This is a genomic window from Gaoshiqia hydrogeniformans (genome assembly GCF_049347105.1).
Classification (GTDB): Bacteria; Bacteroidota; Bacteroidia; order Bacteroidales; family Prolixibacteraceae; genus Gaoshiqia; species Gaoshiqia hydrogeniformans.
In genome coordinates this window covers 5,662,152-5,684,761 of the sequence record NZ_CP186334.1, presented here as the reverse complement: position 1 = coordinate 5,684,761, position 22,610 = coordinate 5,662,152, and the positions used below count along the sequence as shown (strand labels likewise).

Below are 22,610 nucleotides of genomic sequence, written 5' to 3'. Positions count from 1 at the left end.
GTTTCAGGTTCTCTTTTGCGATGAACTTCTGATGATCAGATTTGTAGATAACGTGATGCTCTTGTTGGTTGCTTGTTCATTGTCTTTTTGAAGGTTTTCAAGAAGCGTGTTAATAACAGTATGGGCAATCTCCTCAATCGGTTGCGCTACAACGGTAATATCCGGTTGGTGAATTCTAAAAAGGTCGTGATCGTCAAAGCAAACGATGGCCAAATCTTCCGGTATCTTGAGATTGAGATTAGTTATCGCTTCCAATCCACTAATTCCCAGGTAGTTGGTTCCGAAAACTAAGGCATCGATATGGTTCTCTTTTTCCAGGATTTCCCTGATATCTGTCACATAATCCTGAAAATTAGATTTAAAAGGAAGTGGAAAGACTCGCGGGGAGAGGCCATAAGTATTCATCGCATCCTTAAACCCGATGATACGGTCTTCTTTTTCCGGTTTATCGAGAGCAAGGGCAATCAGTGCAATATTTGTGTATCCGTTTTGAATAAGGTGTTCTACGGCGGTATACATCCCTTCTTTGTTATCAACCATCACCACATCGGTGGACATATTCTTAAACTTCCGGTCAAACAAAACCACATCCATTCCGATCTCAATCAGCTGTTTGATGTCATTTTCGATGCCCATTGTCGGGGCAATAATGCATCCGTCCACCCCCAGGGTGGTAAACATGGTTAAAAACTCCCGGGCCCTGTTTTTGTCGTTCTCGGTACTGCAGTAGATAATTTTGTAGTTATTCTGATAGGCTTTGTCTTCGATCTTTTTGGCAATACTTGCATAGAACGGATTGGAAATATCTTCCACCATTAATCCGATGATATTCGATTTTCCTGTTCTTAAACCTTTGGCTAACTGGTTGGGGTGATAACCTAATTCTTCTACCTTATCGAGAACTTTCTTTACCAGTTTATCGCTGATTCTTTTTTCCTTGGCTTTCCCGTTCAGTATAAATGAAACCGTAGTTTTTGAAATGTGCAGGTTTGTCGCTATGTCGTTAATTGAAACTTTTGTTTTTGCCATGAAGTTTATTTTGTTACCCGATAAGTAAGTATTCCCAAAAGATTTGGGTACAATGCTTTTTCATATTTGTATAAAGTTCGCAAAAAATTAAAAATTTGAATATTTTTTTAAATTTCTTTTTGTCTTTACAAAAACAGTGTATATTTGAAACTGCTAAACCGATTTAGTAATGTTGACTGTAAAAATACATTCTCAACAATTTTCGTATTAACAAATACGGCGGGAAAGTAGTATATTTTTTTCAAAACAGACTAAATCGATTTAGTTAAAAGTAGAATATTAAGGTAAATTAAGAATTGATGATCCTTAAACGTTTTAGGTTTGTTGTTTCGGCGCTTTTGGCAATTGTGGTAACAACATCCCGGAATGATAACAATTATAACGGAAATCAATAAAACATGAGAACACGATTGATGAATTGCCTGGTTGGCGCATTTGCCCTGGTTGCTTTCGTCGCTTGTCGGCCCAAAGCGCCGGAACAGGAACTGAAAAGCTGGGCAATTGGCCCGTTCGAGCGGCCTGACGGAGTGAACCCAATTATTGTACCGCAGGAAACAACTTTTTATTGTCCGCTAACCGGCGATACCATTCCCTGGGAAAACGGCGATACCTTTAACCCGGCAGCAATCGTAAAGAACGATACCATTTGTGTGTTATACCGCGCCGAGGATCAATCGGGGCAGGGCATCGGGCAACGCACATCACGGATTGGGCTTGCCCGGACAGTGGACGGGATAACGATTGCGAATCAAGCAACAGCTCCGGTTCTGTTTCCCGATAACGACAGCCAGCAGGAACTGGAATGGCCTGGCGGATGCGAAGATCCGCGCGTGGCCGTAACCGAAGACGGAACCTATGTGATTTTATACACCCAATGGAACCGCAAACAGGCGAGGCTTGCGGTCGCCTTGTCGAAAGACCTGATCAACTGGGAAAAATACGGCCCTGCATTCAGAAATGCCTTCAACGGAAAATTTGCTGATAGCTTCAGTAAATCAGCTTCAATGGTGACAACCCTTAAAAATGGTCGGCTGGTCATTTCAAAAGTAAACGGCAACTACCTGATGTACTGGGGCGAAAAACATGTTTATGCTGCGACATCCGCAGATTTGATAAATTGGGAGCCGCTGGTAGATGAAAACCAGGAACTGATTCCTTTAGCTTCGCCTCGCAAAGGCTATTTCGACAGCGAACTGACCGAATGCGGCCCGCCTGCAGTAATGACAGATATGGGCATTGTGTTGATTTACAATGGAAAAAACAAAGCAGGCGCCGACGGCGATACAACTTACACGGGCAATGCTTATTGTGCCGGTCAGCTTTTGTTCGGCAAAAACGACCCTTATCAGGTGATTGACAGGCTCGATAAACCCTTTCTGGTTCCGCAGGAATCCTTCGAGAAAAGCGGGCAATACCCGGCTGGTACTGTGTTTGTCGAAGGTTTGGTGTTTCATCAAAACAAATGGTTTCTCTATTATGGTTGCGCCGATTCGCGCGTAGCGGTGGCCGTTTCAAACAAGAATGTTCAATTTTCAAACTAAATAAAATGAATTGCAAAAAAATTATTTTGGTTATTGCTGCCTGTGTGCTTTTTGGCTTTTCGCAGGCACAGGAATCAATCCCTCAGTTTAAAAAAGGTGAACGGGTGGTATTTGTCGGAAATAGCATTACCCACGGCGGGCATTACCATTCGTTTATCTGGCTGTATTACATGACCCGTTTCCCCGAAATGCCGGTTACCATGATCAATGCCGGTATTGGCGGCGATACCTCTTCGGATATAAAAGAACGTCTGGAAGAAGACATATTCAGTAAAAATCCGAGCTACCTGACCATGACTTTCGGGATGAACGATGTGGGTTATTTCGATTTTTACAAGCCGGATGCCCAGGAAATTGCTGTCCGGCAAATTGAAAAGTCGTTTGACAATTACCAGGTCATTGAAAAGCGCTTGCAGGAAGCAAAGGAGGTAACCAAGGTGCTGATTGGGGGTTCGCCTTACGATGAGACATCGAAAGTTCCAAACCAGATTTTCCCGACGAAAAATGCCGCTTTGCTGAAAGTGAACGATTTTCAGCGCGAATCGGCCAGGGCCAACGATTGGGGATTTGTTGATTTTACCCGCCCGATGATGGAAATCGACCTGCGCGAACAACAAAAAGATTCCCTGTTCAACCTGGAAGGCGGCGACCGGATTCACCCCGACAACGACGGCCATATGGTGATGGCATACCTGTTTCTGAAAGCGCAGGGACTGGCCGGTAAAAAAGTGGCTGAAATCAGCGTCAATGCGAAAACAAAAAAAGTTGCACTGGCCGATAATTGCACGGTTTCTGATGTAAAAGCCGACGCAAACGGCATTGCATTTAATTACCTGGCAAAAGCGCTGCCTTATCCGGTCGATTCGACCGTTCGTGGCTGGGGGGCTAAAAAATCGCAGAAAGATGCCCTGAAACTTATTCCGTTTAACGCGGATTTTAACCAGGAACTGCTGAAAGTGGAGGGCCTTGCCATTGGAGCATACCAATTGAAAATCGATGGTCTGCCCATTGAAAAGTTTACCGCTTCGGATTTGGCCAAAGGTGTAAACCTGGCCGAGCTGACCACAACACCTCAATATCAGCAGGCGACGAAAATTATGCTTCTGAATGAAAACCGCCTGGAAATCGAACGCCGTTTGCGCGACTATGCCTGGATGGAATTTTCGTTCCTGCAGGAAAAAGGCTTGTTGTTTGCCTGCAACCAGGCAGCTATTGATACCATCAAAGCCAATTGGGACAATGGTTTTGTTCGCGGAAATTTTGGCGTTTACCAACAAGCGCAATACTCCGAAATCAGAAACTTATGGCAGGAGCAGATGGATGGAATCGTCAAAACTATCTATTCGATCAACAAGCCGGTTTCCCGCAAAATCGAACTGGTGAAAATGTAATAACCTAAAATAGAGTTAAGCTTTGCATTCAATAATAACATATTGCTTTTTTCTTTTGATCCTTCTGTTGCCTGGTACATATTCAGCGCAGTCGCAAACGGCCTGGTTTGCCGATGGTTATCATGGCGGTATTTACGGCCATTATCCCATGTGGCAGGCCCGCTTTATGGTCGAAACACTCACTGAAAACCCGGCTTGGGCCATTAACCTCGAAATTGAACCGGAAACCTGGGATACGGTAAGCGTAAAAGATGCTGAGAATTTCAAACTTTTGCAGGAATATTATTCGAAAACCGGGCGGTTTGGACGCATAGAGTTTGTCAATCCGGCTTATGCACAGCCCTATTGCTATAATATTTCTGGCGAAAGCATCATCCGCCAGTTCGCCTACGGGATCGAAAAAACACGGGCTTATTTTCCGGAGGCTACGTTCATCACTTATTCGGTTGAAGAGCCTTGTTTTACGAGCAGTCTGCCGCAGATATTAAAAGGATTTGGCTATCGGTATGCCGTATTGCGTAACCCGAACACCTGTTGGGGCGGCTATACCAGCGCTTTCGGGAAAGATCTGGTGAACTGGATTGGCCCCGATGGCAGCTCCATACCTGCCGTTCCGCGGTACGCGTGCGAAGGGCTTTCAACGAAGTCGACCTGGCAAACCGAGTCGTGGACAAACTCGAACAGCTTTATCGAAAAATGTTTTGCAAGCGGCATTCAATATCCGGTTGGCATGACTTTTCAGGATGCCGGATGGGATGGCGGCCCCTGGGGAAATCAATACAAACCAACGGAATATACTACCTGGACGGCTTATATTAATATGATTCAGGGGAAAGTGCAGCCTGACGATTGGAAATTTTCGATTGAGGATGTGAAGCCGGGACTGGTGTGGGGAGCACAGGTGTTGCAACAGATTGCCCAGGAGGTGAGGGTGAGTGAAAACAAAATGGTAGTGGCAGAGAAAATGGCATCGCTCAATTATTTGCTTTACGGAGAAGAATTTCCGGCGACAGATATTGCTGAAGGTTGGCGAACACTCATGCTGGCCCAGCACCACGATTGCTGGATAGTGCCCTACAACGGTCGCCCGGGCGACACCTGGGCGGATAAGGTAACGCGCTGGACCGACGCCTCGAACCGGATAGCCGACGATAAGATCTCACAACTGTTTGAGTTGGATGAACCGGGCAATGCTGAAACGGTTCGCGTTTTCAATACGCTGGGAATCAGCAGGACCGATGTGGTGGAAATCGAGTTGCCTGAGCGCTTCAGAAATTCCGGGTTCTCGGTTTTCGATTGGAAGGGGAAGGAACTTCCGGCGCAGGTTTCAGTTGGCAGGACTGGAAAACCGGTATTGGCTTTCGAAGCCACTGTGCCTGCTTTCGGGTATGCCACTTTTCAGGTTAAAAACGGGAAATCGAAGCAAAAGCAAGCTGTAAAGCAATTTGCTGACGGTAAACTTCAGCTCGAAACGGCGTTTTACCGGGCGGTGTTTGACCCGGCTTCAGGCGGCGAAATCATCAGTTTAATAGATAAAAAGCAGGGTAACCGGCAACTGGTGGAAAAGGGAAAAGGCTTGAACAGCCTTCGCGGGTATTTTTACAAAGAGGAAAAGTTCCGGAAAAGTTCCGATGCGAAAGCCCGGGTGTCGGTGGTGGAAGATGGCGCTTTGTTCACCCAAATTAAGGTGGAAAACCAGCTGGCGGGAAACCTGTACACGCAACTCATCCGGTTCGCGAAAACCAGTCCCCTGATTGACTTTGAACTCAGCATCGACTGGAACGGACAACCGGCTATCGGCGCTTATGACCAGGGTGCCAATTACAAGGCCGAAGACTGGGAAAAAGCGTTTTACGACGATGGGTACAAGCTTCAGCTTCAATTTCCATTGGCCGGGATGAACGGGAAACTGTATAAAAATGCGCCTTTCGATGTTTGCGAAAGCCAGCTTGAAAATACCATTTACACCAGTTGGGACCAAATTAAACACAACGTGATCCTGAATTGGGTGGATGCCGAAAGTAGCTCCGGCGGTTACGGCGTAGCCCTGTTTTCGGACCATACCACCAGTTATATCCGTACCGAAGAGTTGCCGATCGGGCTTACCGTTCAGTATGCCGGTAAAGGTTTGTGGGGGCGAAACTATGGTGTCGACGGCCCTACGCAACTGCGGTATGCGCTTTTACCGCATGCCGGAAATTGGGAGACGGCCGGGATTGAACCCGCAAGCGCCGCCTGGAATGAACCGTTGATTGGCCGCTTCATCCATGCCGGAAATGAGCCGGATCAATTCTCATTGCTGGAAGTTACCGATAAAAACCTGCACGTTTCGGCAGTAACCGTCGATGGCGACGATTTACTGGTTCGTTTTTACAATTCGTCAAAAAATAGCAATCAGGAAGTCTGCTGGAATTGCCAGGCTGATGTGTTCGAATTGGTTGACCTGAACGGTAAGGTGATTTCTTCGCTTCAAAAAAATAAAAACAGGAACGGCGATTGGGTGACAAACCTGAATTTGCCGCAGTTTGGATTTCAAACTGTCAAACTAACAAAAGTTAAGTTGAAATAAGATGATCAGAAACTCGAAATATCTGCCGTTGGCTTTCATGCTCGTTATGGCGGGATGCTCAAATCCTCGGTCGGTGAACACGACAGGCGGTGCAGACTATGCTTCTTATGTGAATCCGTTTATTGGGGCCAGTACCAATATGGGTGCAGCTGGTGTTTACCACGGCTTGGGGAAAACCTTTCCGGGCGCCGCCACGCCGTTTGGCATGGTCCAGGTGAGCCCCAATACCATAACCGGAGGAGACAACGGCTCGGGCTACAGTTACGAACATACCACCATTGAAGGCTTTGCCATGACCCAGCTGAGCGGGATTGGCTGGAATGGCGATATGGGCAATTTTTTGGTGATGCCGGCAACCGGTCCGCTGAAAACCAGCGCCGGAAGGGCCGAAAACCCGGAAGAAGGTTACCGCTCGCGTTATTCCAAATCGACCGAAACGGCATCGGCCGGATACTATTCGGTGGAGCTCGGCGATTACCGGGTAAAAGCCGAAATGACTGCTACGACGCGCTGTGGCATGTACCGGTTTACATTTCCGGAAAATCAGGAATCCCGCATCCAGATTGATTTGGCCCGCAGGGTAGGAGGGACTTCAACCCTGCAGCAGGTCAAAGTTGTTGATAAACACACGATTGCCGGCTGGATGAAATGTCCGCCCGAAGGAGGTGGCTGGGGGAACGGCCTGGGAAAAGCGGATTATACGGTTTATTTCTACGCACAATTCGATAAACCACTGAACGATTTTGGCATTTGGAGCGCTGGTATTCCCGACGATTGGACCCGCAAACTGGAAGACGTAACCAGTGAAAAGTACCAGGAAGTGATTGCCAATGCCGAAGTACATTCAGGCTTACGCGAAATGGAAGGAAAACACCTGGGCTTCTTTTCCAATTTTTCAACCCGGGAAAATGAACCGGTTTTGTTGAAAGTCGGAATTTCGTTCGCGAGCGCTGAGGGGGCCCGGAAAAATCTGGAAGAAGAAATTACCGGTTGGGATTTTGATGGCGTTCGCGAAAATGCGCACCGGGCCTGGAATGCTGAATTGGGTAAGATGGCCGTTAAAGGCGGCACCGACGACGAAAAGGCCGTGTTTTACACGGCGCTTTATCATACCCTGATCGACCCCCGGATTTTTGAAGATGTAGACAACCTGTACATTGGCGGCGATAAAATGATTCATGTTTCCGAAAATTTCACCAAGCGCACCATTTTCAGCGGCTGGGATGTTTTCCGCAGCCAGTTTCCCCTGCAAACCTTGATTAACCCAACGGTTGTGAACGACATGATTAATTCGCTGCTGACCCTGTCCTCGGAAAGCGGGGAAGGTTACTACGAGCGCTGGGAGTTGGCGAATGCCTACAGCGGGTGTATGATTGGCAACCCGGCCATTTCGGTATTGGCTGATGCCTGGGCCAAAGGGATTAAAGGATATGACCTGAACCTGGCCTATAAAACAGCCGTCAGAACCTGCGAATTGAGCGGCAACGAAAAACTGGGTTTTACCGTTCGTTGCAATCCGGAAGATTTCGGCTATGAAGGTTTTGCTACGAGCGAGTATTCCATTTCGAATACGCTTGAACTGGCCTATACCGAATGGTGTTTGGCACAAATTGCTAAATCGATTTACAAGACGAACGATTATGAGAAATATTCGAAACTGGCGCAAAGTTATCGGAACATTTTCGATCCCGAGAAGGGCTGGTTCCGGGCCCGGAATGAAGATGGCAGCTGGCAGGCATGGCCTGAAAAAGGGCGTTTGCAGGATTGGTACGGAACGGTTGAATGCAATCCGTATCAGCAGGGTTGGTTTGTTCCGCACGATGTGGAAGGCATGGTTGAACTGATGGGCGGCCGCGAAAAAGTATTGGCCGATCTGACTGAGTTTTTTGATAAAGTTCCCGAAAACATGATGTGGAACGACTATTACAACCATGCCAACGAGCCGGTTCATCATGTACCGTTCCTCTTTAACCGGCTTGGCGCCCCCTGGCTCACCCAAAAATGGACCCGCGAAATTTGCCGCCGGGCTTATAAAAACGATGTGGAAGGTTTGGTCGGCAATGAAGATGTCGGGCAGATGTCGGCCTGGCATGTGCTGGCAGCGGCCGGCCTGAGCCAGATTTGCCCGGGCGACCTTCGCTATGAAATTACCAGCCCGGTATTCGATGAAATTACGATTCAACCGGATCGGAATTATGCTTCGGGAAAGGCATTTAGGGTTGTTGCCAAAAACAACTCGCCGGAAAACAGGTACATCCAACAGGCAAAACTGAATGGAGTCCCGCTCAAACGTTGCTATCTGGATTACAGCGAGATTGCGGCTGGCGGAACGCTCGAACTGGTCATGGGGCCCGAACCTAACCACAGCTGGGGAACCAATAACTAATGACCAATAACCAACAATATGAGAAAGAAACTTGCTGTAATTTTAGTATTTAGCATGATGAGCCTGTTGCTCCAGGCGCAAAATAAGGATTTGTTGCCGTATGTAAACACCTTGCAGGGAACAGACTCCAGGCCCGATTACAGTTATGGGAATACCTATCCCACCGTTGCCATGCCTTACCCGATGCACGCCTTTTCGGCCCAAACAGGACCCAATGGCAACGGATGGAAATACCAGTATACCGCTACAACCATCCGGGGCTTCCAGCAAACCCACCAGTGCAGCCCCTGGGTGAGGGATTATGCCACCTTTTCGCTGATGCCGCAAACCGGAGAACTTGTGGTTGACGAACACGAGCGGGCAACCGGATTTTCGCATGATGATGAAATTGCAAAGCCTCATTATTACGCGGTAACGCTGGCCAACGGAATTAAAACCGAGATATCGCCGGCCGAAAGAGGAGGCATGATGCGTTTTTCTTTCCCGGGGAAGAAAGATGCTTACCTTGTTTTAGACGGTTATATCGGCACCAGCGAAGTGAAAATTTTGCCTAAAGAGCGAAAAATCATCGGCTGGGTGAACAGCGGTTTTCTGTTTCCCAAAGAATTCAGGGGATACTTTGTTTTAAGTTTCGACCAGCCTTTTGTATCCTACGGTACCTGGGAGAACAGGAACAATGGGGTGAAAGAAAGCGGAACAGAAGACGCCGGCGACGGTATCGGGGCTTACATCCGGTTTAAGCCGGGGGCAACGGTCCAGGTGAAGATTGCTTCGTCTTATATCAGTCCCGAACAGGCCCAACTGACCCTTGACCGGGAATTGGGCGGATTCAAAAAGCTGGAGGATGTGAAAAACGCAGCCGCAAAATCTTGGAACGAACTGTTGAACCGGGTGCTGGTGGAAGGCGATAACGAGGCTGATAAAGCCACATTCTATTCCTGCTTATTCCGGGCCAACCTGTTTTCGCATAAATTCTACGAAATCAATAAAGACGGTCAGCCGTATTATCGCAGTCCGTATGACAATGAGGTGCATGACGGTTATATGTACACCGACAACGGGTTTTGGGATACCTTTCGTTCGCAGTTTCCGCTCACCAACATCCTTCATCCAACCATGCAGGGCCGTTACATGCAGTCGTTGGTCGATGCCAAAGAACAGTGCGGTTGGTTTCCGGCCTGGTCATGTCCGGGCATGTCAGGCATCATGATTGGCAATCATGCCATTTCATTATTGGCCGATGCCTGGGCGAAGGGAATCCGGAATTTCGATCCGGAAAAAGTGCTGGCTCAGTATTACCACGAAATTACCAATGTCAGTTTCTGGCGTGGTTCGAGCGGTCGCGAAGGGCACAAAGAATATTTCGAACTGGGTTACATCCCATACGAAACAGCCGGCGAGAGCGCAGCCAAAACGCTGGAGTACGCCTACGACGATTTCTGCGCCTACAAGCTGGCAAAAATGACCGGTAATCAATTCTACATGCAGGTTTTCGGTCGCCAAATGTACAACTACAAGAATATCTGGGATGAAAAATCTCAGTATATGAGAGGCCGTAAAGTAAATGGAGAGTGGGTTTTTGACGAGTTTAACCCTTACCGTTGGGGAAACCCGTTTACCGAAGGCAACTCCGCGCAATATACCTGGTCGGTTTTTCACGATCCTCAAGGATTAATCGACCTGATGGGGGGAAGGGATAATTTCAATGCCCGCCTGGATGAATTTTTTAACGGGACGAACGCGTACGATGTTGGCAGTTACGGAACTGTCATTCACGAGATTGCCGAAATGCTCGATGCCAATATGGGGCAATATGCGCACGGTAACCAGCCCTGTCAGCATGTGCCTTATTTGTACAATTATTCCGGTCAACCCTGGAAAGCACAGGCTCAGTTGCGAAAAGTGATGAGCCAATTATACAATGCATCTCCCAGGGGATACCCCGGCGACGAAGATCAGGGCGGGCTATCGTCGTGGTACGTACTGAGCGCCCTGGGAATTTACAGCGTTTGTCCCGGAACCGACCAGTATGTTTTGGGAAGTCCTTTGTTCCGTAAGGCAACCATTACCCTCGAAGACGGAAAAAAATTCATCATTAACGCGGAGAACAATCATTCCGGCAATGTGTACATCGAATCGGCCGAGCTAAACGGAAAACCTTATTCGAAAAACTGGATCAGCTATGATGACATGGCCGGCGGTGGCGTACTGCATCTAAAGATGAGCAAGCAACCGAATTATCAACGGGGAACCGCTGACGACGATTTACCATTCTCTGTTTCGAACCAAGAGAAATGAACAAGTAAAGGACATCGAATAGAATAATTATTAAAGAACCAAATTTTATGCTTATGAAAAAAATCATTATTCCGATTTTATTGATTTCGGGGCTTTGGTTGATAAGCTCCTGTCAGTCGAAAGACTTTTTGGATGAAACCCAAACCACAGACCTGGATGAAGCGACTGTTTTTTCTGACAGTACTTATACCACCGCTTTTCTGACCGATATTTACACCAGTATTGGTTTTGCGAGCGACTTTGACCGATTCAACGATGGCGGATTTTGGGCGACCCCGAGTGGCGGGTTACAAACCGCTTGCGATGAGGCCGAACCCCGTCAGTTGGCAAAGATTACAACCGACGTGCAGTTTGCTACCGGAACGGTTAACCCGGTGATTATTGATGTGAGTTCGTGGAACAAACCTTACGAAAATATCCGTAAGGTCAACCTGTTTCTGAAACATATCCCGGAAGCTCCGCTAACCGAAGGGCGAAAAACACGTTACATCGCCGAAGCCCGATTTTTAAGAGCCTGGTACTACTCTGTCCTTCTGAAACACTATGGGGGTATTCCCCTGGTTGGCGATACCATTTTTTCTCCAACCGACGAAATTAAACCGGTGCGCGCATCCTTTGCCGACTGCGTCGATTATATTGTGTCGGAATGTGACAAAGCGGCGATGGATCTGGCCAATAACCCGTCCGGACGGGATCGGGGGCGCGCCGGCGCCGGTGCATGTAAAGCATTGAAAGCGAGAGTTCTTTTGTTTGCCGCCAGTCCGTTGTTCAATGGGAGTGATTTTGCCTCGGAAAAACCTGAAATAAAAAATTTACTCGGATACCCCGAATATGATAAAGAACGCTGGAAACTGGCCCGTGATGCAGCAAAAGCCGTGATATCAATGGGGGGATATTCACTTTATGTTGATAATGGCGAAGAGCCGGGAAGAGGATTTTACCGGATATTTATACCGAGCGACTGGGTTGCTGACGGAGCTTACAGGGGTACTATCCTTGAGCATAAAAGATCTCCCGGGAGATGGCGCGAAAACCTTTTTCAACCGCCATCACGCGGCGGCGGTGGCGGCGGCTGGCCTTATCAGGAACTGGCAGATGTCTTTCCCATGAAAAACGGGAAAGCGATTACAGATCCGAATTCCGGTTATGACCCGAATAATCCGTATGCCAACCGCGATCCACGCTTCAATAATACCTTTGTTGCCGACCAGACTCCGTTGAGAAATGCGGCAACAGAAAGTGTTCCTGTAAATATTTTCCTTGGAAACTACAACGGCCAGCCACAAGGCCAGGACGCCGTTCACACCGGAACGCCAACTGGCTACTATTTCAGGAAACAACAGCACCGGCAATGTGCGGCCAATTACTTTATCGATGTGAACCAGGCGCGTCCCCTTATGCGCTATGCAGAAGTATTGCTTAACTATGCCGAAGCTCAAAACGAGTATGAAGGACCCGTTTCTGATATTTACGACGCCTTAAAACTAATTCGTGAACGAGCGGGAATTGACCCCGGCCCCGATGGCATGTTCGGAATAACTCCCGGCCTGAGCCAGAAAGCCATGCGCGAATTGATACAGACTGAACGCCGGGTTGAACTGGCGATGGAAGGGTTCCGGTTCTGGGATGTTCGCCGCTGGATGATTGCCGATCAAACCGAAAACAAAATCATGCATGGCATGGAAGTGCGCCGTAACGGAAGCAACGTCAGCTACACAAAATTTGAAGTAAGGAAACGAATCTTTCGTAAGGCCATGTATTTCTGGCCGATTCCATACAAAGAAGTGGCGAAATCACCAACGCTTGTGCAGAATCCTTATTATGACAATAATTAACCGAGGTTTAAAAATATTCATATTATGAAGCGATTTTCTGGAATAAAAATAGGGATGTTTTTTTGTGCCTTCGCACTTTTGATAAATTCCTGCGAGTATTTTGGGGAAGACACAAAAGAATACACCGAAAACCCCAAAAGCATTGTTGGTTCCTGGAAAATTATCAAAGCATACCGAAACGAAATTGACATAACGGATATGATGGACTTTGGTAATTTCCGGGTAAATTTTAACGACGACGAAACCTACACGATTGATGATTATTTGCCATTTGTCGTTCGTGAAAACGGTAGGTATAGTCTGGATGATCCTCAGTATCCGTTTCATATTCAATTTACTCAGGAAGGAGAGACCCAGTATGTTGAGACAAATCTAAACTTTCCGATTGTAAATACCGGGCGCCAAATTGGTTTGACTTTTAGTCCCGGATGCCCGGGCAATATTTACACCTACATTTTGGAACGGGAATAAACTAACAATCAGAAATTATGAAACGAAATAAAACGAATAACTATTCATATTCGAAATACCTGAAAATTTTTGCCATTGTCGTTTTTACGGTACTGATGGCACAATGTATCTTTCTCGATTCAGTGGATTATGAGCCATCGGTAATCGCAGGACAGGAGGCCACTTATACCATGCGTATCCGTATCGAACCGGCTGAAAACTCTGCTACAGGCGGCGAACGTTTGGTAATCGGTTACCTGGTTCCCAAAAGCTGGCGCGCAGCCGACAATACCGTGGTCACCTACACCAGTACAATTGACGAGGGGATCAAAACCATGTCGTTAATGCCGAAGGATGCCCAGCCCAAAAACATGCAGGGAAGAACCTGGCCGGCCGCCCTGAAAGAACGTTTTGGCTTCGGACCGAACGTTTTGGACGACATGGAATGGGTTGTTTATCAGACCGACGGGGTATATAATGTGACAAACGGTGAGAAAATTGCGGTGACTGTTAAACTAAAAACGAAAACCGGGACCGACAATATTCGCGTAAAACTTGGTTTTTTTGTAAACAACAGTAATGACGGGTTCAGTACCGACACACAACGTTTCAAAGTGATGTACACAGATTGTATCGATGTCGTAGGACCAGGTCCGTTAACCGATTTCTGTCAACTTCATATCAACTCGGCACAGCCTCTTTTCGCCACAAAGAATGACCTGATTACAATCAAATACCAGGGAGACCTGTTTGATAACCCGCTGGATGATCAGGATGAAATCTATTTGTGCGCGACTGCTTTCACAGAGGATGAAAAAACATATACCGTATGCGGGCAAGCCATGAAATCCCGAATGTTACGCGAAAATCCGCTTGGACACACGTTCAGCCTTACTTTCTGGCCTGCTGGTTACTTCGGTATCCCCGAGGGTGAAGAGATCTCAAGAATCCAGTATTCGTTCAAAAACGCCTACGGCACCATCGAGTTAAAAAATGTTTTGGACGACGGACAGAATACGGAAGTTCCTTTTGAATACATATTTACCTGTATGTGAGGAGGTTCTGTCACTTCAAGTGTATCACTGTAAAACTGTAAATTTATGTACAATTTATATAAAATAACCAGGCGACAATTTTTGTTGCTGCTAATCATGATGTTCTTGATTGGTTTTGCACAGGCACAGGAATCAGTCCTGACCGAAATCGTACCGGGATCAGGGAAGGTGGTCGACAGTTACGGCAATCCAATCGCCAATGTACTTGTTCAGGTGAAAGGCCGGGAGGCTCATGCTTTGACAAACGTACTCGGATATTATAACCTGGAATTAGTTCCGGGACAGGTGTTGGTTTTTTCACACCCCGATTATTACAACCGCGAACGTAAGCTGAAATCGTCAGATACCGGCGGAACTCCGGTGGAAGTTTCGCTGGCTGCAAAATATTTGCCTGATCCGCAAAAATTAGATGTGTTGTATGGTTCGACGGATAAAGAAAATTATATTGGCGCGGCATCGACAATCTATACTGACCAGATGGCGTCTTCATTGTCGAATACACTCATCAGCTCTTTTTCAGGTCGCCTGGCCGGTTTGTATGTGCAGCAAACCCGTGGCTTCAGAAATCCGTCGACCACCGCAAACTCAACTGCCGACCTGATCGGTTCAGTTCCTGTTTTTGGTGCAGGAATGCCAACGGATAACAGCCAGTTTGGAATCAACGCCCGCGGCCTGGCGCCGGTTGTGATTGTTGACGGTATTCAGCGGGAACTGTTCTCACTCGATCCGGAAAATATCGAATCCGTATCAATCCAAAACGATGCTCTTTCGTCGATTTTCCTCGGAATGCGCAGCTCCCGCGCTGTATTGCTGGTAACTACCAAAAAGCCGTCAAAGGGTGCATTTCAGCTTTCTTTTACAGGCAGATACGGTGTGCAAAGCACCTTGAAAATGCCGGAACAACTGCCGGCCTATCAATACGCCTACCTGCTGAACGAAGCTTTGCAAAACGACGGTAAAACTCCTGCTTATACTTACGAAGACTTTCAGGCCTATAAAAACGGCTCCGATCCGTTTGGTCACCCGGATATCGACTGGTATAACAAATCCCTGAAGAAAAATGCGCCGGTCGAATCATATAACCTGAATGTTTCGGGCGGAAGCGCAACTGCCCGCTATTTCGTGAGTTTGGGATATTTTAACCAGGAAGGACTTTTCAGGAGTTCTGACATGAACTCCTATGAAACCAACTTAAGAACGGAACGCTACCTGATCAACTCGAAACTGGAAATTGATATCACCGATGAACTAAAAGTCGGCGCAACCATTATTGGACGTATCGAAGAAGGGAACCAACCCGGCGATGGTTACAATAATATTCTGAATGCCATTTATACAACTCCCAATAACGCTTATCCGGTATATAATATGGATGGATCCTGGGGGGGAAATATATCGTATTATAACAACATCCTGTCCCGTACCTTCAATTCAGGTTATGTAAGCGACGAAACGCGGGATGCGGTAGCCAATATTGACCTGACCTACGATTTGAAACGCTTGGTGAAAGGTTTGACATTTAAAGCGATAACAAACATATCGACACAAAACACGGGCGCTATTTCGCGCAAAAAACAGAGTTTGGTCTATCAATATACGCCGGGCGAAAACGGAGAAGAAGGCCGTTATGATCCGTTCGGTGTCTTATCCCCGCAAAGCAACCAGTTTATTTCGGTTTCGAATGCCAGGTACTGGTACGGTCAGCTTGGTTTTGATTATCAGACAACCATCGGGAAACACAAGATCGACGCAACGGTTCATGCCGATAAAAATGTTGTCACGCTGAATTACGATCTTCCGCAGAAACCGGCAAACATGGCGATACGCGGACGTTACAACTATGGCGGTAAATATTTTGCCGAACTGGCAGCTACCCGCAGTTATTTTAACCGGTATATGCCCGACAAACGCTGGGGTACTTTTTATGCGTTTGGGATCGGTTGGGACATCTCCAAAGAGAACTTTTTAAAAGATACTGACTGGTTGGATCGCTTCAAGCTGACCGGAGTTTACGGCGAAACCGGAAACGGGATCGATAATTCGGGATATTATATTTGGCGGCAAACATTCCGCACCAGTGTTACCGACTATGTTTACCTTCAGGGCAACAACTACGGATTTGGAGAAGGTATCGTTGCTACCGGCCTGGCAAATACCAACATTACCTGGGAAAAAGCGCATAAAATAAATGTCGGCGCCGATGTGGCCCTGTTCAATAACCACCTGAACATTACCGGAAACTATTATCACGATAATTATTACGACCTGCTTCAAAGCCGGGGTAGAAGTATTGCTTTGATGGGACTTGATTATCCTGCCGAGAATATTGGAAAAAAACTGTTTTATGGTGGCGAAATCAGCCTGACTTATCAGAATAACTGGGGCGATTTTAACTACTTCGTTACGGCCAACTGGAACCAGGGAGGATCAAAAGTGAAGTTTATCGACGAGCAATACAAACCGGAAGAGTACAATAAAGTGACCGGGAAACCCAACGGTGCAGCTTTCGGCCTTGTTGCCGACGGCTTCTTTAACTCGGTGGAAGAAATCGCGAACAGTCCGGTCATTGAGGGATTTAATATCCAGCCCGGAGACATTAAATACAAGGACCTGAACAACGACGGAGTAATTAACATCTTCGACTTCAAGATGATCGGTGGCGGCAAACCGCTGACCTATTATGGGATAACAACAGGTTTCAACTACAAAGGATTTGATTTTAACGTATTGTTCCAGGGTGTGTACAACCGCGATATTTACATGGGCGATAACGTGTTGATGGCCGGATTCCAGGGAGTCGGGCAGAGCTACGGGCAGGCCTACTTGCAAATGACCGACCGCTGGACTCCCGAAACAAAAGAAACGGCAACCTATCCGCGACTTACTGCCGGGGGAAACAGTTATAATATGAACCCCAACGGCTGGTGGACTTCTTTCTGGATGAGGTCGGGAAATTATTTCAGGATAAAAGACATTAACCTGGCTTATACCTTACCCGATGCTGTTTGCCACCGGTTCTTCGGCGGAACCAGGATTAAACTCTTTGTAAGCGGACAGAATGTATTTACCAAAGCCGATTTTACGCTCGACGATCCCGAAGTGCGGTTCACCAATTATCCGCTTCAGCGTGTGATAAGCACCGGCGTAAATATTAAGTTTTGATCATAAACCTTAAAATCGAAGGACAATGAAAAACAAGAAATATATCCTATTGCTCTGTGTGGCGCTGGCGGGCTTCATGTTTCCCGCCTGTCAGGACGACTTTGAATCGGTGCCGCTGGAACAGTTTACAAGCGATTTTGTATTCTCAAAAACCGATTCGATGGGAGTTCAGGCAAAGAAGTATCTGAATGCCGTTTATTCGATTCTGCCCAACGGACACAACCGGGTTTGGAGCGACTACCTGGATGCAGCGACCGATGATGCCGTATCGTCGGCCTTGACCGAGAATGATGTTAAAAGGCTGGCAATGGGACAATACACGGCCGTCAGTACCATCGGATCGGATATGAATTGGGCCGGTTATTACAAGGGAATCCGTATGGCATCCGATTTCATCAACGGAATTGGCGTGGTTCCGCTTAAAGATACGTTTAACGACGGACAGCCACTGATCCGGGCCTGGAAAAGCGAGGCGAGATTTATTCGCGCTTTTCTTTATTTCGAGCTGGTAAAACGCTATGGCGGGGTCCCTTTAATGGGCAACGAAGTGCGCCAGTTGGGCGACGATTTGCAGTTACCCCGAAAAACCTTTGAGGAGTGTATCGATTATATCGTTGGCGAGCTGGATGCAATTCGCGATAGTCTTCGCCGGATGCCTGTCAGCGATGCTTCGGCCAACGGGCATGTGGTTACGCGTGAAGCGGCAATGGCTTTAAAATCAAGAGTATTGCTTTATGCGGCCAGTCCCTTGTTCAACGGAGGAAATATTGGCGGGTCAAACGCCCTGACCGGTTATCCTTCAGCCGACAATGAGCGTTGGAAAAGGGCTGCCGATGCTGCCCGGTATTTTATCGACAACTATAATTATTTTAGGCTCGAATCTGAATTTACCGACGTATTCCTGACCTCGGGAAACCGGGAAATCATCTTTTTCCGTCAGGGCGGGATCAATAAAAGTATTGAAACGAACAATGCTCCGGTTGGCTTTACCGGCGTGAATCTGGGAAATGGCCGTACAAGCCCGTCGCAGAACCTGGTTGACGCTTTCCCGATGCTTGACGGAAAGCCCATTGGAAGCCCGGATTCAAAATACAACTACAGCTCGGCCAACATGTATGCGAACCGCGATCCCCGTCTTGGAAAGACAATATTGCGTAATGGATCAACCTGGCTGACAACCAGCCTTGAAACCTTTCTGGGAGGTAAAAGCAATCCGGTAGGTTCGGTACAAAAAACAAAAACAAGCTATTATTTGAGGAAGTTCATGGGACCTTTTGAAAATGCGACCGAATATTACGATGTACGCCACGACTGGATTTTCTTCCGTTATGCCGAAATACTGCTCAACTTCGCTGAAGCGCAAAACGAATATGCGGGTCCCTCTGATCAGGTTTACCAGCTTGTCAAAGAAATTCGTAAACGCGCCGGCATTGAAGCCGGAACTGATGGTATGTACGGGCTAAACGCCGGTATGACCAAAGCGCAGATACGCCAGGTAATTCATAACGAAAAACGTATTGAATTTGCATTTGAAGAGCAACGTTACTGGGATATTCGCCGGTGGAAAGAAGCTCAGAGCTTGATGAATAATCCGATTCGGGGATTGCAGATTACCAAGAGCGGAGCCATGCTGATTTCAAGTGAAATTGTTGTTATGCAGCCTTCATTTGCCGAAAGACAGTATTTATACCCAATCCCTTATGATGAAGTGATTAAAAACGATCACATGCTCCAAAACCCCGGATGGTAGCGGGCAGGTTTATCAATTTTTAAAAGAGGTAAAATATTGATTATGAAAAAAATAATAATTCTGATATTGAGCATGCAGCTGTTTTGTATGGGTTATGCTCAGCAAAAATTGATTAACGGTAAAGTGTCATCGTCCGACGGAGAACTGCTTCCGGGAGTGAACATTCACATCGATGGAACTTCATCGGGAACCATCACGGATGGCAATGGTAATTACCAGATAAAGGCCGGCAACGGGGATCGTTTGGTATTTTCATTCATCGGGTTTAAAAGCGAAAGTCTGGTTGTTGGCAGTAAAGCGATACTGGATGTGGTGCTTGTTCCCGATATGACCGGTTTGGACGAAATCGTCATCGTTGGCTATGGCGAAACCAAACGGATCACAAACACGGGTTCAGTCAGCGCCATTCAGGCACGGGAGCTGCAAACCATTCCGACCTCGAGCGTGCAAAATGCCCTGTACGGCAAAATGCCCGGGTTTTTTACGCAGCAACGTTCCGGACAGCCGGGAAAAGACGCTTCCGACTTTTTTATCCGCGGCGCCAGCTCGTTGAATGATGCCGGTAACCAGCCCCTGATCATTGTTGACGACGTTCAGTATTCATTTGATCAGTTGTCGCAGATTAACGTGAATGAAATTGAAAGTATCTCGATTCTGAAAGATGCGTCAACAACAGCAATTTACGGGATTAAGGGGGCAAACGGGGTATTGGTTATTAAAACCCGCCGGGGCAAGGAAGGTAAGCCTCAGGTGAACGTTCGTGTTGAAAGCGGAATGCAAATGCCGGTCCGAAAACCGAAATTTCTCAATTCGTACCAAACCGCTTCCCTCGTGAATGAAGCCTATCTGAATGACGGCTTGCAAGCTAAATTCACCGAAGAAGACCTGGAGTTATTTAAAAACGGGACCGATCCTTACGGACATCCCGATGTTAACTGGTACGACGAGATATTTAAGAAGGTGGCTTTTCAGGAGAATGCCAACCTGGATTTCTCCGGTGGGTCGAAAAAACTGAGATACTTTATTTCCGGGGGAGCTTTCTCTCAAAACGGTTTGGTGAAGGATTTTACGGATCCGTTTAACGAGGTGGACAATAATTATTTCTACCGACGGTTTAACTACCGGACCAACCTCGACTTCGATATCACCTCAACCACTACCTTACGGATGGATATTACCTCCAGATTTGGAAATATTAACGAACCCAGGGGGCAAAATGTCGTGGGTGAGATTTATGATTTCTCTAAAATTCACCCGTATTCCGCTCCGGTGCTAAACCCGAATGGTTCATACACTTATGCGTACGACACCAACGATAAGTTGCCGACCATCAATGCCCGTATTGCCAACGGCGGATACTCGCGTACCAGAAGAACCGATTCGAATATTTTATTCTCCGTATCTCAGGATCTCGGTTTCCTGCTGAAAGGTCTTGACGTATCAGGCCGGATGGCCTATTCGAGTATTGAAGAAAACAACCGGCAGGTTTTTAGAAGTTCTTTTCCAACCTATCATTACGATTCGGTAAACGATATTTATACCATCGACCCGAGAGGGAATTATGCTTACGGGAGCTATGCGGTAACCGGGAGCCAGGGAAAATTTATACGTGATTTGAACCTGCAGGGATTTATCAATTACAATCGCACGTTTCTGTTCGACCACAATGTAAATGTGGGGTTGATCTACAACCGGCAAAGTCGCAAAGTAGATAAAGATGGTATGTCGGCGGCCAATGTGCCTGAAAATTTCGAAGGATACACCGCGAAGGTAAATTATAATTACAAGAACAAATACTTGTTCGATTTTAATGCAGCCTACAACGGAACCGACCGCTTTGGCAAAGATAACCGCTTTGGATTCTTCCCGGCAGTCGGACTTGGTTATAGCCTTTCGGAAGAACCCTTCTTTAAAAATCAGGTTCGCAATGTGCAGTTGTTAAAAGTCAGGGCTTCGTACGGTTTGGTTGGTTCTGATGTGGCCTACGGGAACCGTTATCTCTATAAGCAAATTTATGAAAGCAGCGGCGGTTACATGTTTGGCGAGTCGGTTTGGAGTTCAGCTTTACCCTCAATCAGGGAAGGTAGCCTGGGGAACGACAACGTGACCTGGGAAAAAGCCCGGAAGTTTGACGTGGGAATTGACGCCAACCTTTTCGACAAAGTGTCGCTGACTGTAGACTATTTCTACGATTATCGTTTCGATCAGTTAGTTACCCAGCAGGATATACCGGCAATTTTGGGTATCGGTATTTCTCCGAGTAATGTGGCAAAAACCGAAAACCGGGGTTTTGACGGTCAGATCAGTTATCAGACCAAGATTCGGGAGGTACATGTAAATACCAATTTTGTTTTCTCGTTTGCGAAAAACAAGGTATTATACAAGGCCGAAGCAGAACAGGCCTATCCCTGGCTGGCAGAAACCGGTCATCCGATTAATCAGCCGTTTGGATATAAATTTCTGGGCTTTTATTCTCAACAGGATATTGCAAACAACAACGATGATGATCCGGCAAATAATGTCCCGACCCCCATCAGCGATATTCCTGTTCAGGCAGGCGACTTGAAATATAAAGACCTGAATGGCGACGGGGTTATTGACAACTTCGACCGCGGCCCGATCGGGAAACCTAACCTTCCGAATACGACTTTGGGCTGGTCTTTAGGAGCGTATTATAAAGGTTTTACGGTCAACGTGCTGTTTCAGGGATCATTTAACTACAGCTTTAGCGTGGTGGGTACGGGGATTGAACCGTTTAAGAGTCAGTTTCAGCCAATTCACCTGGATCGCTGGACGCCGGAAACTGCCGAAACAGCCACTTTCCCGCGCTTGACAAGCAATCCGACTACGGTGAACAGCAGCTCGGCCTATATGTCTGATTTCTGGCTGGTCGATGCCTGGTATGTCCGGTTGAAAACGGTCGATTTCGGCTACCAGATCCCTCAACGGGTGTTGCCCTTTAATCTGAATGCTGCCCGGATCTATGTCAATGCATACAACTTGCTGACATTGACCAGTTACGACAAATATCAGCAGGATCCGGAAATCTCTACCAACACTGCCGGCGACGCTTACATGAACCAGCGTGTTGTTAACCTGGGAATACAGGTTACCTTCTAATTGATTTAATAGATAGCTATCTCA

The 22,610-nt window shown here is 47.0% G+C and carries 12 protein-coding genes; 11 read left to right on the top strand and 1 reads right to left on the bottom strand.

Going from position 1 to position 22,610, the window contains the following annotated elements:
* Nucleotides 1–3 precede the first annotated feature (3 nt).
* Entirely contained in the window at nucleotides 4–1,029 is a 1,026-nt protein-coding gene (locus ACOIT5_RS22545; protein ID WP_423128414.1) for a LacI family DNA-binding transcriptional regulator, read from the bottom strand.
* 398 nt (nucleotides 1,030–1,427) lie between these two features.
* Here ACOIT5_RS22545 and ACOIT5_RS22540 point away from each other — a divergent pair, with 398 nt between their 5' ends.
* The 11 genes from ACOIT5_RS22540 to ACOIT5_RS22490 are packed head-to-tail and all read left to right on the top strand — an operon-like array spanning nucleotide 1,428 to nucleotide 22,586.
* Nucleotides 1,428–2,570, top strand: a complete 1,143-nt coding sequence (locus ACOIT5_RS22540) for a glycoside hydrolase family 130 protein (protein ID WP_423128413.1) — start codon at nucleotides 1,428–1,430, stop codon at nucleotides 2,568–2,570.
* A 5-nt stretch (nucleotides 2,571–2,575) separates the two neighbouring features.
* On the top strand, nucleotides 2,576–3,961 hold the full coding sequence (locus ACOIT5_RS22535) for an SGNH/GDSL hydrolase family protein (protein WP_423128412.1): 1,386 nt from the start codon (nucleotides 2,576–2,578) through the stop codon (nucleotides 3,959–3,961).
* A gap of 55 nt (nucleotides 3,962–4,016) precedes the next feature.
* Nucleotides 4,017–6,530: a glycoside hydrolase family 38 C-terminal domain-containing protein gene (locus ACOIT5_RS22530; protein WP_423128411.1), complete on the top strand. Its 2,514-nt coding sequence runs from the start codon at nucleotides 4,017–4,019 to the stop codon at nucleotides 6,528–6,530.
* 1 nt (nucleotide 6,531) lies between these two features.
* Nucleotides 6,532–8,916, top strand: coding sequence for a GH92 family glycosyl hydrolase (locus tag ACOIT5_RS22525; protein WP_423128410.1), 2,385 nt, complete (start codon nucleotides 6,532–6,534; stop codon nucleotides 8,914–8,916).
* A gap of 18 nt (nucleotides 8,917–8,934) precedes the next feature.
* Nucleotides 8,935–11,214 carry a GH92 family glycosyl hydrolase gene (locus tag ACOIT5_RS22520; protein WP_423128409.1) on the top strand — a complete coding sequence of 760 codons (2,280 nt, stop codon included), beginning with the start codon at nucleotides 8,935–8,937 and terminating at the stop codon, nucleotides 11,212–11,214.
* Between the two features lie 53 nt (nucleotides 11,215–11,267).
* Nucleotides 11,268–13,049 carry a RagB/SusD family nutrient uptake outer membrane protein gene (locus tag ACOIT5_RS22515; RefSeq protein ID WP_423128408.1) on the top strand — a complete coding sequence of 594 codons (1,782 nt, stop codon included), beginning with the start codon at nucleotides 11,268–11,270 and terminating at the stop codon, nucleotides 13,047–13,049.
* A gap of 24 nt (nucleotides 13,050–13,073) precedes the next feature.
* Nucleotides 13,074–13,520 (top strand): DUF5004 domain-containing protein, encoded by a 447-nt coding sequence (locus ACOIT5_RS22510; protein ID WP_423128407.1) that lies wholly within the window; start codon nucleotides 13,074–13,076, stop codon nucleotides 13,518–13,520.
* 17 nt (nucleotides 13,521–13,537) lie between these two features.
* Nucleotides 13,538–14,554, top strand: a complete 1,017-nt coding sequence (locus ACOIT5_RS22505; protein WP_423128406.1) for a DUF4961 domain-containing protein — start codon at nucleotides 13,538–13,540, stop codon at nucleotides 14,552–14,554.
* Between the two features lie 45 nt (nucleotides 14,555–14,599).
* Nucleotides 14,600–17,716 (top strand): SusC/RagA family TonB-linked outer membrane protein, encoded by a 3,117-nt coding sequence (locus ACOIT5_RS22500; RefSeq protein WP_423128405.1) that lies wholly within the window; start codon nucleotides 14,600–14,602, stop codon nucleotides 17,714–17,716.
* 25 nt (nucleotides 17,717–17,741) lie between these two features.
* On the top strand, nucleotides 17,742–19,466 hold the full coding sequence (locus ACOIT5_RS22495) for a RagB/SusD family nutrient uptake outer membrane protein (protein ID WP_423128404.1): 1,725 nt from the start codon (nucleotides 17,742–17,744) through the stop codon (nucleotides 19,464–19,466).
* A gap of 42 nt (nucleotides 19,467–19,508) precedes the next feature.
* Entirely contained in the window at nucleotides 19,509–22,586 is a 3,078-nt protein-coding gene (locus ACOIT5_RS22490) for a SusC/RagA family TonB-linked outer membrane protein (RefSeq protein ID WP_423128403.1), read from the top strand.
* The last annotated feature ends 24 nt before the right edge of the window (nucleotides 22,587–22,610 follow it).

What these genes read in the sequence shown, in the direction of transcription:
- ACOIT5_RS22495 (WP_423128404.1), top strand. Translation starts at nt 17,742, where the DNA reads ATGAAAAACAAGAAATATATCCTATTGCTCTGTGTGGCGCTGGCGGGC.
- ACOIT5_RS22520 (WP_423128409.1), top strand. Translation starts at nt 8,935, where the DNA reads ATGAGAAAGAAACTTGCTGTAATTTTAGTATTTAGCATGATGAGCCTG.
- ACOIT5_RS22505 (WP_423128406.1), top strand. Translation starts at nt 13,538, where the DNA reads ATGAAACGAAATAAAACGAATAACTATTCATATTCGAAATACCTGAAA.
- ACOIT5_RS22515 (WP_423128408.1), top strand. Translation starts at nt 11,268, where the DNA reads ATGAAAAAAATCATTATTCCGATTTTATTGATTTCGGGGCTTTGGTTG.
- ACOIT5_RS22535 (WP_423128412.1), top strand. Translation starts at nt 2,576, where the DNA reads ATGAATTGCAAAAAAATTATTTTGGTTATTGCTGCCTGTGTGCTTTTT.
- ACOIT5_RS22510 (WP_423128407.1), top strand. Translation starts at nt 13,074, where the DNA reads ATGAAGCGATTTTCTGGAATAAAAATAGGGATGTTTTTTTGTGCCTTC.
- ACOIT5_RS22540 (WP_423128413.1), top strand. Translation starts at nt 1,428, where the DNA reads ATGAGAACACGATTGATGAATTGCCTGGTTGGCGCATTTGCCCTGGTT.
- ACOIT5_RS22545 (WP_423128414.1), bottom strand. Translation starts at nt 1,029, where the DNA reads ATGGCAAAAACAAAAGTTTCAATTAACGACATAGCGACAAACCTGCAC.
- ACOIT5_RS22490 (WP_423128403.1), top strand. Translation starts at nt 19,509, where the DNA reads ATGAAAAAAATAATAATTCTGATATTGAGCATGCAGCTGTTTTGTATG.
- ACOIT5_RS22500 (WP_423128405.1), top strand. Translation starts at nt 14,600, where the DNA reads ATGTACAATTTATATAAAATAACCAGGCGACAATTTTTGTTGCTGCTA.
- ACOIT5_RS22525 (WP_423128410.1), top strand. Translation starts at nt 6,532, where the DNA reads ATGATCAGAAACTCGAAATATCTGCCGTTGGCTTTCATGCTCGTTATG.